The sequence below is a fragment of the Paraburkholderia oxyphila NBRC 105797 genome, from assembly GCF_000685075.1.
Classification (GTDB): Bacteria; Pseudomonadota; Gammaproteobacteria; order Burkholderiales; family Burkholderiaceae; genus Paraburkholderia; species Paraburkholderia oxyphila.
Map to the genome: position 1 here is coordinate 1 of NZ_BAYD01000037.1, position 17,093 is coordinate 17,093.

Here is a 17,093-nt window from a genome sequence, read left to right on the forward strand (position 1 = left end):
AATCAAAGCCCGCTGGATTTCCAGCGGGCTTTTTCTATTTCTCCTTCACTTTCCTCAGCCACCCGGATACGGACAAACGGCCATTGCCTGAGCGGGCGCGTTATCGTAGCGTTGTCGGAACTTTCGAATTTCGGCGTTTCGCCGCGTTGCCTGCCATGTTCGCACCGAACGACATCCCGTCGCGTTTCCAGCTACGTCACGCCACCATGGCCGATTTCGAGTTCGCCGAGTCGCTGACGCGCCGGAACATGGGGGGCTATTACCAGCGGCATCATCTGATCTGGCGCGGTGACCTCTTTCTCGCCAGCTATCGCGAATCGGAGAATTTCATTCTCGAGCTCGATGGTGAGGCCATCGGCGTGCTGCGCGTGACGCAGGAGGGCGATTCGCTGCACATCCGCGACGTGCAGATCGCCGAGGGCTATCGCGGCAACGGCGCGGGGACCTTCCTGCTCGACATGTCGCATCGCTGGGCGCGCGAGCGTGGCCTGCGCGAGCTGCAGCTGCGCGTGTTCGTCGACAACCCCGCGGCGCGGCTCTATTTGCGCATGGGCTATCGGGTAGCGGGGCCGCGCCTCGCGCGGCTTGGCTCGATCCGGCATATGACGCGGCTGGTCTGACGCACTCGCACGGTTCATCGGCCCTGAGGGCTGCCGTAGCGCTCAGCGAGCGTATCTGGTGCCTCCTCAGGCGTCGCGGCGCGCGGTCCCGGATCCAGTCGGCGTTGCGGCATTCGGCGCGTCGGTTGCTCCTTCGGTCGCGGCGCCTTCCTCATGCGGATCGGATTCGCGCTCGCCCGTTCCCCGCGCAATGAACGCGCGCGGGCTCTCACCAAACGCGCGCCGGAACATGGCTGAAAACGCGCTCTGGCTCTGATAGCCGAGCTCTTGCGCCACGATGGCCATGGGCTTGCCCTGGTTCAACAGCGGAATCGCCCGCGCGAGGATCGCCTGCTGGCGCCACTGCGAAAAACTCACACCGAGCTCCTGCCGGAACAACCGCGCGATCGTGCGCGTGCTCGCGCCTACGTGCTCGGCCCAGTATTCGAGCGAACCCGGAGCAGCGGGATCGGCGAGCAGCGCCTCGCACAGCGAGCGCAAGCGCTTTTCCTCGGGCATCGGCACGGAGAGCGGCAGCGGCGCCGAGCGCGTGATCTCGTCGAGCGCGATGGCGCCCAGCAGGCGCTCGCGCGCCGGGCCGATAGCGCGTTCGTCGAACGCGGCGATCGCCTCGCGCAGCAGGCCTGACACTTCCACCACGCGGCAGGCGTCGAGCCCGGGCGGGATGACCGATGCGTCGACATAGAGCGTGCGCAGAAACGCATCCTCGACGATCGCCACCTCATGCGTGATGAACGGCGGCACCCAGATCGCCCGCGAAGGCGGAACCATCCACGTCGTGCCCGGCGTCGCCATGCGCAAGACCCCACGCGACGCATAGGCGAGCTGTGCCCACGCGTGCGTATGCAGCGCGATGCGCACGCCGGCAGCCATGGGCCGGGAGCGCACGAGGATGGGGTGCGCAGGCGTCGGCGCGAATTCGGGCGGAATGTCGGCGAGCTCGGCAGGAAGCGTGGTGGCGAGCGAGGAGAAAGGCATGGCGGGTCCGGGCGTTTCTGTCCGCACCATTGTAGGCGTGTGTCGGTGCCTTCGTGAGCGTGTGCCCAGATGCATCGGCGGGGGCGCATAATGCTGCGGCAACAGGCAATCAGATCAGGAGCGAGGAACACAGGCAATGAAGTACGTATTCATCTACGGCACGCTGCGCGCGGGCGAGATCAACGACATCAATCTCGCCGCGGCGCGCAATGGGATCGGGCAGCCGCGCCTCGTCGGCCGCACGGCAGTGGCGGGCCACCTGTTCGACTTCGGAGCCTACCCGGGCATGATTGCCGATCCGCAGGCCGCGGCGGTGATCGGTGAAGTCTACGAGGTCGACGATGCGCTCGTAGCCGTGCTCGATGAAATCGAGCAGGTGTATCCCGGCGTCGACGGGATGTTCGCCGCGCAAAAGGTGAACGTGGAAGTGCAGGGTGAGCAGCTCGAGTGCCTGTTCTATCCGGTCGCGCGTCATGCGGTGAAGGGGCGTCCGCAGATTCACGGCGGCGACTGGGTGGCGCACCGTCTCGGGCGCTAGCCACCATCAGAGACACCACGCGCGCAAACGCGCTGCGCAGAAGCACGAAGGCCCGGCGGACTTGCATCCGCCGGGCCTTTTTCATCGACTAATCGTCAAGCAGCGCGAACGATCAGATTTCTTCGTAGAGCGGCAGCGTCAGGAAGTCGACGAAGTTCTCCGACGTCGACATCTCTTCGAAGATCTGCCCAGCGCGTTCGTACGGCTTCGTGTCGCCGCCGACCGAGGCCTTCACCTTGTCGAGCTCCTGCGGGATCAGTTCGCGCACGAGCTCGGCCGTGACCTTGCGGCCGTCGTCGAGCTTGCCCTTGGGCGAGCGGATCCACTGCCAGACCTGCGCACGCGAGATTTCCGCGGTCGCCGCGTCTTCCATCAGGTTGTGGATCGGCACGCAGCCATTGCCTGCGAGCCACGAGCCCAGGTAGTGAATGCCCACGTTGATGTTGTTGCGCAGGCCCGCTTCGGTGATCGGCGCTTCGGGACGGAAGTCGAGCAGGTCCTTGCTTGTCACATTGACGTCGGGGCGCTGCTTGCCGATCTGGTTCGGCTTGTCGCCGAGCACCTTCACGAACTCTTCCATCGCGATGGGCACGAGGCCCGGGTGGGCCACCCAGCCGCCGTCGTAGCCGTCGCCTGCGTCGCGTGCCTTGTCCGAACGCACGCCGCCCATGGCCTTGTCGTTCGCCGCGGGGTCGTTCTTGATCGGGATCAGCGCGCTCATGCCGCCGATGGCCGGTGCGTTGCGGCGATGGCAGGTCTTGAGCAGTTCGAGCGCGTAGGCGCGCATGAACGGCACCGTCATGGTGATCTGCGAGCGCTCCGCAAGGCAGAAGTCCTTGTCGTTCTTGAACTTCTTGATCGCCGAGAAGATGTAGTCCCAGCGGCCGGCGTTCAGGCCCGAGCTGTGCTCGCGCAGTTCATAGAGGATTTCGTCCATCTCGAACGTCGCGAGGATCGTCTCGATCAGCACCGTGGCGCGGATCGTGCCGCGCGGGATGCCCACGCTTTCCTGCGCCGCGATGAAGATGTCGTTCCACAGGCGCGCTTCGAGGTGGCTCTCCATCTTCGGCAGATAGAAGTAGGGGCCCGTGCCGCGCGCGAGCAGTTCCTTCGCGTTGTGGAACAGATAGAGCGCGAGGTCGAAAATGCCGCCCGAGACGCGCTGGCCGTCGACCGTGACATGCTTCTCGTCGAGGTGCCAGCCGCGCGGACGCACGATCAGCGTGGCGGTCTTCTCGTTGAGCTTGTAGGTCTTGCCGTTCTGCTCGAGCGAGATGGTGCGGCGCACGGCGTCCTTGAGGTTGATCTGACCGGTGATCTGGTTGTCCCAGCCCGGCGCGTTCGAGTCCTCGAAGTCGGTCATGTAGGAGTCCGCACCGGAATTCAGCGCGTTGATGATCATCTTGCGCTCGACCGGACCCGTGATTTCGACGCGACGGCATTCGAGATCCTTCGGCAGCGGGGCGATCTTCCAGTCGCCTTCGCGGATCGACTTCGTTTCGGCCAGGAAGTCGGGGCGCTCGCCGGCGTCGAGGCGCCTGGTGCGCTCGGCGCGCGCCTTGAGCCGTTCCTGCCGGCGCGGCTCGAATGCGCGGTGCAACTGCGCGACGAGCTCGAGCGCTTCGGGCGTGAGGATCGTTTCGAAGCCGGGCTTGATTTCGCCCGTGATCTGCATGCCTTGCGGCAGGTTCAACGTGTTCGCCATGATTGCTTGCTCCTTGGTCGGTCAGACTCTAATGCGGTGGTTGTAATGGCTGTGCGGGTCAGGACGGTTTCGTCGCGCGCCCGGGCTGGGGCGCGGGGCGGCTTCGCTCTGCGGGCACAGCGGTTTCGAGAAAGGCGGCGAGTTCTGCCATGCCGCCGCCGGTGCCATGCGGCGGCACGCCGAGTTCTTCGGCGGGCAGTCGCTGGCGGTTGATCCAGAAGGTGGTGTAGCCGAACCAGCCGGCGCCCGCAGCGTCCCAGCCGTTCGACGAGACGAACACGAGCTCGCGCGCCGCGGCGTCGAACGCGGCGGTGCCGAGCGCGTACGCTGCTGCGGCCGGCTTGTAGGCACGCACGGCATCGACCGAGAGAACGTGGTCGAACAGGCCGTTCATGCCGGCGCTCTTCACCGCGATGTCGAGCATCTGCGGATTGCCGTTCGAGAGGATGGCGAGGCCCATGCGCGTGCCGTCCTCGCGCGGCTCGCGCAGGCGGCGCAGCACGGGCAGCACGTCGGGGAAGGCCGAGAGGCAGGCGTATTCGTCCATCAGACGCTTCTCGCCCGCGCCGGAGAGCGACAGGTTCAGGCGGCGCGCGGCGTAGCGCAGCGCATCGAGCGTGACGTCCCAGAAGGGGCGGTAGCGCGCGCCAGCGGGGTCCGAGAGCGTGCGCAACTGCGTGTATTCGATCTGCTTCGCGCGCCAGAGCTGCGAGAGCGCATCGCCGTGGCCGGGGAACATCTGCTCGGCTGCGGCGACGACCGAGTGCACGTCGAAGAGCGTGCCGTACGCGTCGAAGATCACAGCCTTGGGGAATCGGGGTGTCGTTGTGGCCGACATAGCCTTGCACTCCATCATCAGAGGTCGGGATGAATTGTATTCATGAGCCCTGGCACTGAAAAAGACGGGAATGATCACTTGATCTTTTACTTTTACCCACCTAATCTGGTGGCCGGGCAGATCTTTGCCATCAAGCACGTTCTGTAATTCCGTTTTCTTCGTTTTCCGATGGATCGCTTCAAACAAATCGAGACCTTCGCCAACGTCGCCGCGAAGGGCAGTCTTTCCGCGGCCGCGCAGGCCGAGGGCGTCGCGCCCGCGATCATCGGCCGTCGTATCGACGCGCTCGAAGAGCGGCTGGGCGTGAAGCTCTTCGTGCGCACCACCCGGCGCATTACGCTGACGTTCGAGGGCTCGGCGTTCCTCGAAGACTGCCAGCGCATCATTCACGACATGCAGAACGCGGAGGCCAGCGTCTCCGCGGGCGGCGTGAAGGCGAGCGGGCACCTGCGCGTCTCGGCGCCGGCGGGCTTCGGCAGGCGCCACGTGGCGCCGCTCGTGCCCGATTTCACGTCGGCGCATCCCGACGTGACGACCACGCTCGACCTCTCGGACCGCCTCGTCGACCTCGTCAACGAGGGTTTCGACTGCGCGGTGCGGCTGGGCGAGCTGCCCGATTCGTCGCTCGTCTCGCTCAAGCTCGGCGAAAACCGGCGCGTCTGCGTGGCCTCGCCCGCGTACCTGTCGCGGCGCGGCGCACCCGAGACGCTGGCCGATCTCGCGCGCCACAACTGTCTCGCGCTCGGCGCGAGCAGCGCGAACCAGCAGCGCGGCTGGACCTTTCAGCAGGACGACAAGGTGGTGTCGATCCGCGTCTCCGGCACGATGGAATGCTCGGACGGCGCGGTGCTCCACGAATGGTGTCTCGAAGGCTATGGCCTCGCCTGGCGCTCGTGGTGGGAAGTCGGGGAGGACATCGCGGCGGGCCGGCTCGCGAGCGTGCTCGACGCGTACGCGGCGCCGCCCATCGGCATTCATGCCGTTTTTCCGCAGCGCCGGCACCTGCCGTTGCGCGTGCGCCTCTTTCTCGACTTTCTCAAGCATACCTACGGTCAGCCGGGTTACTGGGGCCAGGACTGAGTCCCTGGTGCAGGGTGTTCGCGCTTCTTCTTGCTGCTCCCGTGCGGGAAGATCCATCCGCGTTTCCGATATGGGGAGATGCCCGCATGTGCGCCGTGCACCGTTTATTCGCGCACTACAATCGATTTCAGGGCTTCCCGGCGCGGGGCTTCCCGGCGCGGGGCTTCCCGGCGCGCGTAGCACGAAGCCGTGGCGCGTGCCAGGCCGACCGGAGCCGCAGATGAACACGGAGGGCGCCATGTTCAAGCACATCCTCGTGCCGACCGACGGCACCGACCTGTCGAAGAAGGCGATCGACGGCGCGATCGACCTTGCGAGGACCGTGGGCGCCCGCGTGACGGCCTACGCGTGTCTGCCGCAATATCCGTACTCGCCTTACGCCGACGTCGTGATCGAGCTGCCCGGCGACTTCCAGTCCCGCAGCGAGCGCGAGGCGCGCATCCATCTACAGGAAGTGGAGGAGGCGGCGCACAGCGTGGGCGTCACCTGCGATACCTGCACCAGCGTGCATCCTTCGCCGTACCTCGGCATTATCGAAGCCGCCGAAAACTGCGGCTGCGACGTGATATTCATGGCTTCGCACGGGCGGCGCGGTCTGGGCAGCCTGTTGATCGGCAGCGAGACGCAGCGCGTGCTCACGCATACGAAGATTCCGGTGATCGTTTATCGATAGCGCGCGGCCGCTTGCCGGCTGCTTGCGATTTGCATCTGCGGCGCTCGTGCTCGTGCCTGCCGCAGTCGGCGCATGGACATGCACGGCCGATGTCCATGCGCCTTCCTTGGCTTGCTTCGTCGCGCCAGGTCGCGCTTGCGAGACCTGGTGCGCGACGACTGGCGCTCGTGCGGCGGTGGCGGCGTCCGGCACGCCCCCGCCAAGGACATGCGAGCCGGCCGCCGCGCCGTGCGTCCGGCGCCAGAAACGAGCGGGGGGCGTGCCCCCGTCATGGGGTCTTACGCCACTTTCTTGTCGAAGAACTGCTCGTCTTCCGTCGAGCCGTGCAGCGCCGTGGTCGACGCTTCGCGCTCGACCGTCTGCGTCACGGCGTCGAAGTAGCCCGTGCCCACCTCGCGCTGGTGCTTCACGGCCGTGAAGCCCTTTTCGGCGGCGGCGAACTCGGCCTGCTGCAGCTCGACGAACGCGCTCATGTTCTGGCGCGCATAGCCGTGCGCGAGGTTGAACATCGAATAGTTCAGCGAGTGGAAGCCCGCCAGCGTGATGAACTGGAACTTGTAGCCCATCGCGCCCAGCTCGCGCTGGAACTTCGCGATCGTCGCGTCGTCGAGGTTCTTCTTCCAGTTGAACGACGGCGAGCAGTTGTAGGCGAGCATCTTGCCGGGGTATTCCTTCTGGATCGCTTCCGCGAACTGCTTCGCGAACTCGAGATCCGGCTTGCCCGTTTCGCACCAGATCATGTCGGCGTACGGCGCGTAGGCGAGGCCGCGCGAGATCGACTGCTCGAGACCGTTGCGCGTGCGGAAGAAGCCTTCGACAGTGCGCTCGCCGGTGAGGAACGGCTTGTCGTTATCGTCGATGTCCGAGGTGACGAGGTCGGCGGCTTCGGCGTCGGTGCGCGCGAGCAGCACGGTCGGCACGCCGCAGACGTCGGCGGCCAGACGCGCGGCCGTCAGCTTGGCGATGTTCTCGCGCGTCGGCACGAGCACCTTGCCGCCCATGTGGCCGCACTTCTTCACCGAGGCGAGCTGGTCTTCGAAGTGCACGCCGGCGGCGCCCGCTTCGATCATCGCCTTCATCAACTCGAACGCGTTCAGCACGCCGCCGAAGCCCGCTTCAGCGTCGGCCACGATCGGCTGGAAGAAGTCGGTGTAGCCTTCGTCGCCCGGGTTCTTGCCTTCGGACCACTGGATCTGGTCGGCGCGCGTGAGCGTGTTGTTGATACGCTTGACTACCTGCGGCACCGAGTTGGCCGGGTAGAGCGACTGGTCGGGATACATTTCGCCCGCGAGATTGGCGTCGCCCGCGACTTGCCAGCCCGAGAGGTAGATGGCCTTCAGGCCCGCCTTCACCTGCTGCATGGCCTGGTTGCCCGTGAGCGCGCCGAGCGCGTTGATGAAGGGCTCCGTGTTCACGCCTTTCCAGAGCTTTTCGGCGCCGTTCTTCGCGAGCGTGTGCTCAGGCTGGATCGAACCGCGCAGGCGCACCACGTCTTCAGCCGTGTAGTTGCGCTTGACGCCCTTCCAGCGCGGATCCGTTTCCCATTGCTGTTGGAGTTGCTGTGCTTGCTCTTGACGAGTCGACATGATGTGCTCCTTCATTGACCTGATAAATGCGCTGATAGGTGAACTGCTGAAACGGAACTGCTGAGCCGCTGAGCTTCGCGAAGGGGACGCTTTGGGGACTGCGCCGGGGCGTTTCGATTCGTGAACTCTTATATAAGAGTCTAGGCAAATCGATCGCCCCGCAACAGGCAGGCAATGGGGAATTTTCAGGGTTTTTTAATCAATAAAATCAATTGCTTATGGAATTCATTTCGCGATAAGAAACGGAATTTTCCATCTTGCAATGAGGGTCATTGTGCCGCGCAGCACGATTTTTTACGAAGCAAAAAAATTTTTCACATCATGAAATATTGACTGCGGACAAAAAAAGACCGGTGACGAAGCACCGGTCTTTCATTTTGACGCTGGCGGCAAGTGGAAGCCGTGTTCCACCTGCGCCGCTGGAGCGCGCTTAGCTGTCGCGACGCGCGCCACGCGGGCCGTCGTTGCGGCGCGCGCTGTAGCCTTCACGCGAGCGGCCATAGCCGTCGCCGCGCGGCTGGCCGTAGCCGCCGCGGTTGTTGCCGTTGCCTTCGCCGCGCGAGGCGCCGTAGCCGCCTTCACGCTGGCCGTAGCCGCCACGCGAGCCTTCCGAGCGGTTGCCCCAGCTATTGCCGTTGCGCTCGCCGTTGGAACGGTCGCCAAAGCTGCGCTCGCCTTGCGGACGGTCGCCGTAGCTGCGCTCGCCGCCGTTGCCGCCGCGGTTGCCATAGCCACCGGGCTTGCCGTTACCGTTGCCGCCGAAGCGGCGGCCGCCGCCATTGCCGCCGCCCGGACGGCCGCGGCCGCCAAAGCCGCGGTTCGAGGGCGGCGCCTTGCGCGGCTCGAAGCCTTCGATCACGTTGACCGGCAGCGGTGCGCGCACGAAGCGCTCGATGCGCTTGAGCGCGCCTTGCTCGGCGTGATGCACGAGGCTCACCGCGACGCCCGAACGGCCCGCGCGGCCCGTACGGCCGATACGGTGCACGTAGTCTTCCGCGAACTTCGGCAGGTCGTAGTTGAAGACGTGCGTGATGCCCGGGATGTCGATGCCGCGCGCCGCGACGTCGGTCGCGACGAGCACGCGCACGCGGCGCTCGCGCAGCGCACGGATCGTGCGGTTACGCGCGCCTTGCGGCAGGTCGCCGTGCAGCGCGGCGGATTCGAAGCCGGCGTCGGCGAGCTTGCCTGCGAGCTGGTCGGCGTCCATCTTGGTCGCCGTAAACACGACGGCCTGATCGAGGCTCTCATCGCGCAGCAGGTGGTCGAGCAGGCGATCCTTGTGGTCGCGGTCGTCGACGTAGTGCACGGTCTGAGCGATGTTCGAGTTCGCCTCGACCTTGCGCACGATCTCGATGCGCTCGGGATCCTTCAGCAGGCGGCCCGTGATCGACGCGATCTTGCCGTCGAGCGTGGCCGAGAACAGCATCGTCTGACGCGACTCGGGCGTGGCGGCCACGATCGTGTCGATATCGTCGATGAAGCCCATGTCGAGCATGCGGTCGGCTTCGTCGAGCACGAGCATCTTCAGCTCGGACAGGTCGATACGGCCGCGCTCGAGGTGATCGAGCAGACGGCCCGGCGTCGCCACGAGAATCTCGGGGTTCTTCGCGAGCAGCATGAGCTGCTGGCCGTAGGCCACGCCGCCGAGAATGCTGACCGTGCGCAGACGGCGCAGATGCTGGCCGTACGTCGACGCGGCGGTGGTCACCTGCATGGCGAGCTCGCGCGTGGGCGTGAGCACGAGCAGGCCGGGGCGCGCGACCGGTTGCGGACGGCGCTGGCGGCGGTCGGCCTGGCCTTGCTGGCCTTGCGGGCGCGGTTCGCGCGGTTGAGCGGCTTGCGCCTTTTGCATCTGCGCGAAACGTTCGATCGCGGGCAGCATGAAGGCAGCGGTCTTGCCCGAACCGGTCGGGCTGGAGACCAGCAGGTCGCGGCCGGCGATGGCGGCAGGAATGGCGCGTTCCTGCACGGGCGTCGGGGCCTTGTAACCCGCCGCGGTCAGCGCGGAGACGATCTCCGGCGACAGACCGAGCGATGCGAACGTCGGACCCGTGGGGGTCTCGTCGGCTTGCACGGCGGCTTCAGGGGAAGCGGCGGCGGCGTCGAGACCGAGGGCGTCGTTGGCAATCGCGTCGAGGGGGCTTTGGGTATTGCTCGAAGTCATGAAAATCCTTGGTACACAGGAAATAGAACGTCGGCGCCAATCGGCATACCCAAGTCGTCGGATTTTGCAATCAAATCGAAAAACGGGGGCAATCCGCACACTGGGGCGGATTTTCGTTAGAAGCTGTTTTGGGTGCGGCTTAGCCGGGATTGGCCAACCGCCAGCCTGATACTTGACGGCCCGAAAACAGGGCCACGGCAGGAGGGGACAGGTTCTAAACTGGATTGGAGCTTAACGCTACGTGGCGTTTTGCTGATCGCAGAGGCGACCGGAGCGCAACGCAGCGCGTATTGTATCTCGTTTTGTTGCAGCGCGCCAGCGATTGTGACAACCATACGTAAAGATGTGGCCGGGCGGATCGAAAGGCGCGATGAGAAAAGGGCGCGATCGCTAAATATTCAGGGCGCAATCAGCGCGAAGCCGGTGCGCAGCGAGGATGCAGTGGGCCCGGCCCAGCCCGGCCCAGCCCGGCCCAGCGCGGCGTGGCCCTGTCCCGCCCGGCGTATTGCGAGCGCACGGGCGCGGCAGGGTGGCGCTCGGCGGTTTTAGCTCGCGTCGCCGCTCTTGAGCGATTCGACGAGCTCGACGTATTGCGTCTTCGCGGTGTCCTGCGCGGTGCCTTGCAGCGCGGCCCACGCCTCGTACTTGTACTTGCCGACGATGTCGGTGAAGCCCGGCTTGTCGCCGTGCACATCGCCTTCGGTGGCCTGCTTGAAGAGCGCGTACAGGCGCAGCAGCGTCAGGTTGCCCGGGCGCTCCGGCAACGCTTGCACGTCTTGCTGGGCCTGGTCGAATCGGGCGTTCACATCGCTCATTGTTTTTTCCTCCACTGGATGATCGGGACAGCCCGGCGATGGTAGCAGCGCCATTCGATACGGGGCTGGAACCATTGCTCCATTCTAGTGGGGCCGATGGAGCCGGTGCATGGGGCATGCCTGGCCGGCGACTGCGTGAAGGCGGCGCATTACAATAGCGGTCATGACTGAAACTGTGCTGCTTGCCCTCGATACCTCGACCGAATACTGCTCGGTCGCCTTGCTTCGCGCCGCCGCGCCTGTCAGCGGCGCGGCCGGTTCCGCCGGCGGCGCCGGCGCCGGGCGCGAGGCGCCGCCCGAGTTGAGCGTCTGGATGCGCCACGAAGCGACCGGCGCCGTCTCGAGCACCCGGCTCTTGCCCGCCATCGGCGAGTTGCTGGCCGAGGCGGGGCTCACGCTCGCCGAGTGCGACGCGATCGCCTTTGGATCGGGCCCGGGCTCCTTCACCGGCCTGCGCACCGCCACGGGAGTCGCCCAGGGTCTCGCGTTTGGCCTCGACATTCCGGTGGTCCCTGTGAGCACGCTGCTCGTCTGTGCCGAGGCCGCGCGCATGCGCGATCCGGCGGCGACGCGCGTGCTCGCGGCGCTCGACGCGCGCATGGATGAAGCGTACTGGGCCGACTACGCCTGGGATGCGGCCGCGCACGACTGGCGCACGCTGCGGCCGGCATCGCTCGACGCGCCCGAGGCCATCGTCGCGCCCGACGAGCCGTTCACGCTCGCGGGCAACGCCGCGGCGGCGTTCGGCGCGCGCCTCGTCGCCTCGACGATGGCCCGCAGCATCGACGCCGAGGCCCTGCCGCACGCGCTGCCGCTCGCCCACGCCGCGCTGCGCGCGTTCCGGGCGGGCCGCACGCTGCGCGCCGACGAGGCCGCGCCCGAATACGTGCGCAACAAGGTCGCGCAGACCACGGCCGAGCGCATGGCCGCAAAGGCGGCGCAGGGCGCGGCACCGGACACGAGCCGCGAGGGCGGACGATGAGCGGCGTGTTGATGACGGACCGCTACCTCTCGCAGATGACCGAGAGCGACCTCGACGAGGTCGTGATCATCGAAAGATCCGCCTACGAATTCCCGTGGTCGCGCGGCAACTTCGAGGACTCGCTGCGCAACGGCTACTTTGGCCTGTGCATGCGTCATGTGACGGGGACGCTGATCGGCTATTGCGTGCTGATGCCGGTCGTCGACGAGATGCATCTGCTGAACCTGTGCGTCGCGCCGCAGGCGCAGGGCGCCGGCGCGGGCCTGGCGCTGCTGCGCGAAGGCGTGCGCATCGCGCGTGCACAGCAGCTCGAAGGGCTGTTGCTCGAGGTGCGGCCGTCAAATCACCGGGCGATCCGGCTCTACGAGCAGTTCGGCTTCGTCACCATCGGGCGGCGCAAGAACTACTATCCGGCTCGCCATCACACGCGTGAAGACGCGATCGTGATGCGTTTCACTTTTGCACTGGAGGGCGCGGATGCCGCTCGATGAGATCGCGCTGGAAGAACTCGGCCTCGCGCCGCGCTGGGTGCGCAAGGGCATGCCGGCGGCACAATCCGCCGCGCCGAACGCTGAGCGCGCCGCGGATGCGGCGCCCGAGGCGGCTGCCGCGGTGGCAGCAGTGGCAGCGGTGCCGCGACCAGCGGCTCAATCCGTGAGCGCGGCCAGCGATAGCTTTTCCGATCGCGCTGTCGCGCAAGCGCAGCAGCGGACAGATGCGCCGCTACAGCCCGTCGCGCCGCGCGTCGCGGCGCAAGCACCCGAACCGGACGCCTTCGCGCAAGCGGCCGAGCCGCAGGCGCCGTCCGGGCGTGCAGCCTCCGAGCCCATGCAGGCCGGGCCGGAGGAACCCCCGCCGCTGACCGAAGACGATTTCGCCTGGTTCGATGCCGTGCCCGAGCCGTCGCTGCCGCATGAACCGGTGCCTGTGCGCGCGCCGCGCGACGACGTCGCGACGCTCGACTGGGATGCGCTCGCCGAGCGCGTCGCATCCTGCACGCGTTGCCGCCTGTGCGAAAAGCGCACCAACACCGTGTTCGGCGTGGGCGATCGCTCGGCGGAATGGATGCTGATCGGCGAGGCGCCGGGCGAGAACGAAGACCGTCTCGGCGAGCCCTTTGTCGGCCAGGCGGGCAAGCTGCTCGACAACATGCTGCGCTCGCTGTCGCTCGCACGCGGCGAGAACGTCTATATCGCGAACGTCATCAAATGCCGTCCGCCCGGCAACCGCAATCCGGAGCCGGACGAGGTCGCGCGCTGCGAGCCTTATCTGCAGCGCCAGGTGGCGCTCGTGAAGCCGAAGATCATCGTCGCCCTCGGGCGCTTTGCCGCGCAAAGCCTGCTCAAGACCGAGGGCAGCATCGCCTCGCTGCGCGGGCGCGTGCACGAGTACGAAGGCGTGCCCGTGATCGTCTCGTATCACCCGGCGTATTTGCTGCGCAGCCTGCACGACAAGTCGAAGGCCTGGGCCGACCTGTGCCTCGCCCGCGACACCTGGCGCGCGGCCGGAGGCGGCGAGCGATGAGGGCGAGGCGGCCTGCGGACGCCCCGGGCGGCCAGTCCGCCGCAGGCTGCGGCCGGCCGCCATTCGACGCGCTCTACGAGCGGTTCGGCGATCCAGCCGTGCGCGATCTCGCATGGCTGCTGTTTAGTGCCGATTTGTTGCGCGCGCAACCCGAGGCGCCGCTTGCCGACCCGTGGGCTGGCGATGAGGAGGCCTGTGCCGCAGCCGCCTGGCTCACGCAACTCGACCGCGATCCCGCACCTTTGCACGCCGCGCTGGACGCGACGCGCGTCACGCGCCTCGGCCGTTACGCCGAAACACTGCTCGGCTGGTATCTCGCCCATGGGCCGGCGCCCCGGCTCGTTGCGGCGAACGTCGCGCTGCGCCGTGCGGGTCTCACGCTTGGCGAGTGCGATTTCCTCGTGCAGACGAGCGATGCGCAACGTCTGCATTGGGAGCTGGCGGTGAAGTGCTACTTGCACGCCGGCCTGGAGGAGGGCGCGGCGCCAAGGCTCGCCGATTTCGTCGGGCCGAACCTGCGCGACCGCTTTGATCTGAAGCTTGCGCATCTGGTCGATCACCAACTGCGCTTGAGCGCGCGCGACGAGTTTGCGTGGCTGGGCTATGAGGGACCGTGGCTCGCGCAGATGTTCGTGAAGGGATGGCTTTTCTATCGCGCGGGGAAGGGCGCGGGTGCGACGCCGGGCGATCCGCCGGAACTTGCCGCAAGGCATGGGCGCGGCTGGTGGGTCACGCACGCCGACTGGGCCGATTTTGCGGAGCGCGAGGGCGTGGACGGCTGGAGCGCACTGCCGCGGCTCGCCTGGCTTGCGCCACGGCGCATCCGGTCTGAGCCACCGCGCGCGGAGGGGTTTGACGAGCGCGCTGCGTTTGCAACTAACAGCCAAGTCGGCGATCCGCAAGGGAACGGCCGCAATGCGGGCAGTCACGCGCCCGGGGAGCGCCGCGGCGCGGAAGAAGACACCCTCGCAGCCCGTACAGCCGTGGCCGCGCCCGTGCCGGCCGCGACGTTATGCGCCAGCCTCACGCGACCCCACGAGCCGGCGATGGTCGCCGCCTTTAACGCCGATGGCGCAGGTGGCTACGTCGAGCGCTCGCGCGGTTTCATCGTCCCCGACGACTGGCCGGCGCGCGCACGGGCGTTCGCGCGTCCGTGACGCCACAAAGGTCTCACCACCAGCGCCAGAAGTGATGCACCGGGCCAACGCCGTGGCCCACGTCGAGCCGCTCGCTCGCTTCGAGCGCACCCGTCAGATACACCTTCGCCTGGGTGACCGCATCCGCGAGCGTCGCCTGTTGTGGCCACAGCGCGGCGATCGCCGAGGAGAGCGTGCAGCCCGTGCCATGCGTGTTCGTCACAGGAATGCGCGCGCCGCCCAGACGCAGCGTGCCAGCGGCTTCGATCAGCCAGTCGGGGCTGTCGGCGCCGCCCAGGTGGCCGCCCTTCATCAGCACGGCTTGCGCGCCGAGCGCGCGCAGCGCTTCGCCTTGCTCGACCATCGCGGCTTCGTCGGCTGCCGGCGCCACGCCGAGCAGGGCGGCGGCCTCGGGCAAGTTCGGCGTGACGACGCCGGCGAGCGGCAGTAATTCCTCACGCAGCGCCGCCACGGCCTCGGGCGCGAGCAGCGCGTGATTGCTCTTCGAAATCATGACCGTGTCGAGCACGATGCGCGGCGGCTGGTGGTGGCGCAGCGCATCGGCGACGGCGCGCACGATCGACGCGTTGGCGAGCATGCCGATCTTCACGGCATCGATGCGGATGTCCTCGAACACGGCGTCGAGCTGCGCTGTGACGAAGCCCGCGTCGGGCGCGTGGATCGCGCTCACGCCGCGGGTGTTCTGCGCCGTGAGCGCGGTGATGACGCTCGCGCCATAGGCGCCGAGCGCGGAGAAGGCCTTGAGGTCGGCCTGGATGCCTGCGCCGCCGCCCGAATCGGAGCCGGCGATCGTGAGGACGTTGGAAATCGGTGAGGTCATGGCAGCGTCGCAAATGCGCCGCGCTGCGGGCCGGCAGGCCACGGCCGCGCAGGCGCTGGAAAGAGTCGATTACGGGGGAGAGCCGCTGCGGCCGGAGCCTTCGGGCCGCGCGCCTGGCGGACACATCCACGAGGCCTGGCCGGGCCGCCGCGATTCACCATCCGCCATTCATTGACGATGATTTTCGCCGATCAGCGCGACCGAGTCGAACGAGCGCTGATTGGCCTGGTGGCGGCGCATCACGAGCCACATCATCAGGCAGACGAAGGTGCCGAACAGCACGATCACGATGGTCACCGGCACGTCGAGCCAGACGAGCACGGCGTAGAGGCACAGCATCACGAGCACCGAGAGGTTCTCGTTGAAGTTCTGCACGGCGATCGAATGGCCGGCGGAGAGCAGCACGTGGCCGCGATGCTGGAGCAGCGCATTCATCGGCACGACGAAGAAGCCCGAGAGCCCGCCGACCACCATCAGGAAGATATAGGCGAACACGAGATACCCGGGAATGCGCATGTGGCCGATATGCAGCCCCCAGTGCGGCGGAAACAGATTGCGCGTGTAAAACGCCATCAGCATGACGGCGATGCCCATCATGATGCCCACCGGCAGCACCGAGAGCGACTTCTTCAGCGGGATGCGGGCGGCCGCGATCATCGCGCCGGCGGCGACGCCCACGGCCACCACGGCCTGCAGCACCGCGCCTTCCGAGAGCGACATGCCGAGCGACACTTCGGCCCACTTGAGGACGATGAATTGCAGCGTGGCGCCCGCGCCCCAGAACAGCGTGGTGACCGCGAGCGAGATCTGGCCGAGCTTGTCGCGCCAGAGCGTGTTGAAGCAGTCGGCGAAGTCGGTGATCAGTTTGATCGGCCCATGCTGCTGGCGCGGGTAGCGCGCGCCGGTGTCGGGGATGCGCAGATTGAAGAGCGCGGCGATCACGTAGATGACCATGATCACGAGCATTGCGGCTTCGGCGGGGGTGTTGATCGAGGCGGGCGTGTGGCGGATCACGTGGGCGGCGATATGCGGGCTGATGAGCGCGCCGCCGAGCACCGTGCCGAGGATGATCGAGCCGACCGTGGTGCCCTCGATCCAGCCATTGGCGGCGACGAGGCGCTCAGGCGGCAGCAGTTCCGTCAAAATCCCGTATTTGGCCGGCGAATAGGCCGCCGCGCCGAAACCCACCACCCCATAGGCGAACAGCGGATGCGTGCCGGCCAGCATGATGGCGCAGCCTACCACCTTGATCGAGTTCGTAATGAACATGACCTGGCCTTTGGGGCGCGAATCCGCGAAGGCACCGACGAATGCGGCAAGAACGACATAGGACAGGACGAAGAACAGCTTGAGCAGCGGCGTCATCCAGTTTGGGGCGTGGAGGTCTTTCAGCAGTGCAATTGCAGCGATCAGGAGCGCATTGTCGGCCAACGACGAAAAAAACTGCGCGGCCATGATGGTGTAAAAGCCTTTTTTCATCTGATGCGATGCTTTCCTCGCTGCGGTCCGTCCGCCCCGGACGGGTGGGAGGCATCCGGGCTTATTACGTTCGAAATGGGTTGTGCGCAGGGCTTTATATCACGAAAATAGCTGGATTCGGACTAGCACATTCC

16 protein-coding genes are annotated in these 17,093 nt (G+C 66.7%); 8 read left to right on the forward strand and 8 right to left on the reverse strand.

Annotation, left to right across the window (positions count from 1 at the left end):
- Positions 1-155 precede the first annotated feature (155 nt).
- A complete protein-coding gene (locus BO1_RS22350) occupies positions 156-620 on the forward strand; it encodes a GNAT family N-acetyltransferase (protein WP_028219457.1) in 465 nt (154 codons plus the stop codon).
- Positions 621-686: 66 nt separating this feature from the next.
- On the opposite strand, the gene BO1_RS22355 is transcribed toward BO1_RS22350, so the two are convergent.
- Positions 687-1,598 carry an AraC family transcriptional regulator gene (locus BO1_RS22355; protein ID WP_028219458.1) on the reverse strand — a complete coding sequence of 304 codons (912 nt, stop codon included), beginning with the start codon at positions 1,596-1,598 and terminating at the stop codon, positions 687-689.
- 136 nt (positions 1,599-1,734) lie between these two features.
- Between BO1_RS22355 and BO1_RS22360 the strand changes: the two genes are divergently transcribed.
- A complete protein-coding gene (locus tag BO1_RS22360) occupies positions 1,735-2,136 on the forward strand; it encodes a gamma-glutamylcyclotransferase family protein (RefSeq protein ID WP_028219459.1) in 402 nt (133 codons plus the stop codon).
- 112 nt (positions 2,137-2,248) lie between these two features.
- Here the strand turns inward: BO1_RS22360 and aceB are convergent, their stop codons facing one another.
- Entirely contained in the window at positions 2,249-3,841 is a 1,593-nt protein-coding gene (aceB, locus tag BO1_RS22365) for a malate synthase A (RefSeq protein WP_028219460.1), read from the reverse strand.
- Between the two features lie 58 nt (positions 3,842-3,899).
- On the reverse strand, positions 3,900-4,679 hold the full coding sequence (locus BO1_RS22370) for a haloacid dehalogenase type II (RefSeq protein WP_084688112.1): 780 nt from the start codon (positions 4,677-4,679) through the stop codon (positions 3,900-3,902).
- A gap of 168 nt (positions 4,680-4,847) precedes the next feature.
- Between BO1_RS22370 and BO1_RS22375 the strand changes: the two genes are divergently transcribed.
- The gene (locus tag BO1_RS22375) at positions 4,848-5,759 is read left to right on the forward strand and encodes a LysR family transcriptional regulator (protein WP_028219462.1); all 912 of its coding nucleotides are present in this window, start codon (positions 4,848-4,850) and stop codon (positions 5,757-5,759) included.
- A gap of 238 nt (positions 5,760-5,997) precedes the next feature.
- Positions 5,998-6,432: a universal stress protein gene (locus tag BO1_RS22380; RefSeq protein WP_028219463.1), complete on the forward strand. Its 435-nt coding sequence runs from the start codon at positions 5,998-6,000 to the stop codon at positions 6,430-6,432.
- A 278-nt stretch (positions 6,433-6,710) separates the two neighbouring features.
- Here the strand turns inward: BO1_RS22380 and aceA are convergent, their stop codons facing one another.
- The 3 genes from aceA to BO1_RS22395 all read right to left on the reverse strand — a co-directional run bounded on the left by aceA (position 6,711) and on the right by BO1_RS22395 (position 10,997).
- Complete coding sequence (gene aceA / locus BO1_RS22385) at positions 6,711-8,018, reverse strand: isocitrate lyase (RefSeq protein WP_028219464.1); 1,308 nt, start codon at positions 8,016-8,018, stop codon at positions 6,711-6,713.
- A gap of 430 nt (positions 8,019-8,448) precedes the next feature.
- Positions 8,449-10,182, reverse strand: coding sequence for a DEAD/DEAH box helicase (locus BO1_RS22390; protein WP_028219465.1), 1,734 nt, complete (start codon positions 10,180-10,182; stop codon positions 8,449-8,451).
- A 545-nt stretch (positions 10,183-10,727) separates the two neighbouring features.
- A complete protein-coding gene (locus BO1_RS22395) occupies positions 10,728-10,997 on the reverse strand; it encodes an acyl-CoA-binding protein (protein WP_028219466.1) in 270 nt (89 codons plus the stop codon).
- A gap of 163 nt (positions 10,998-11,160) precedes the next feature.
- Between BO1_RS22395 and tsaB the strand changes: the two genes are divergently transcribed.
- From tsaB to BO1_RS52220, 4 genes are read left to right on the forward strand one after another with little or no spacing between them, the layout of a single operon-like run.
- On the forward strand, positions 11,161-11,979 hold the full coding sequence (gene tsaB / locus BO1_RS22400; RefSeq protein ID WP_028219467.1) for a tRNA (adenosine(37)-N6)-threonylcarbamoyltransferase complex dimerization subunit type 1 TsaB: 819 nt from the start codon (positions 11,161-11,163) through the stop codon (positions 11,977-11,979).
- A complete protein-coding gene (gene rimI, locus BO1_RS22405) occupies positions 11,976-12,470 on the forward strand; it encodes a ribosomal protein S18-alanine N-acetyltransferase (protein ID WP_028219468.1) in 495 nt (164 codons plus the stop codon). Before tsaB ends, rimI begins: the two co-directional genes overlap by 4 nt.
- Positions 12,457-13,503 carry a uracil-DNA glycosylase gene (locus BO1_RS22410; protein WP_028219469.1) on the forward strand — a complete coding sequence of 349 codons (1,047 nt, stop codon included), beginning with the start codon at positions 12,457-12,459 and terminating at the stop codon, positions 13,501-13,503. Before rimI ends, BO1_RS22410 begins: the two co-directional genes overlap by 14 nt.
- Complete coding sequence (locus BO1_RS52220) at positions 13,500-14,660, forward strand: DUF1853 family protein (RefSeq protein ID WP_063744699.1); 1,161 nt, start codon at positions 13,500-13,502, stop codon at positions 14,658-14,660. The genes BO1_RS22410 and BO1_RS52220 overlap by 4 nt, the downstream gene beginning before the upstream one ends.
- 13 nt (positions 14,661-14,673) lie before the next feature.
- Here the strand turns inward: BO1_RS52220 and thiD are convergent, their stop codons facing one another.
- Complete coding sequence (thiD, locus tag BO1_RS22420) at positions 14,674-15,480, reverse strand: bifunctional hydroxymethylpyrimidine kinase/phosphomethylpyrimidine kinase (RefSeq protein ID WP_028219470.1); 807 nt, start codon at positions 15,478-15,480, stop codon at positions 14,674-14,676.
- A gap of 168 nt (positions 15,481-15,648) precedes the next feature.
- Positions 15,649-16,959 (reverse strand): lysophospholipid transporter LplT, encoded by a 1,311-nt coding sequence (gene lplT / locus BO1_RS22430; RefSeq protein WP_028219471.1) that lies wholly within the window; start codon positions 16,957-16,959, stop codon positions 15,649-15,651.
- Positions 16,960-17,093 lie beyond the last annotated feature (134 nt).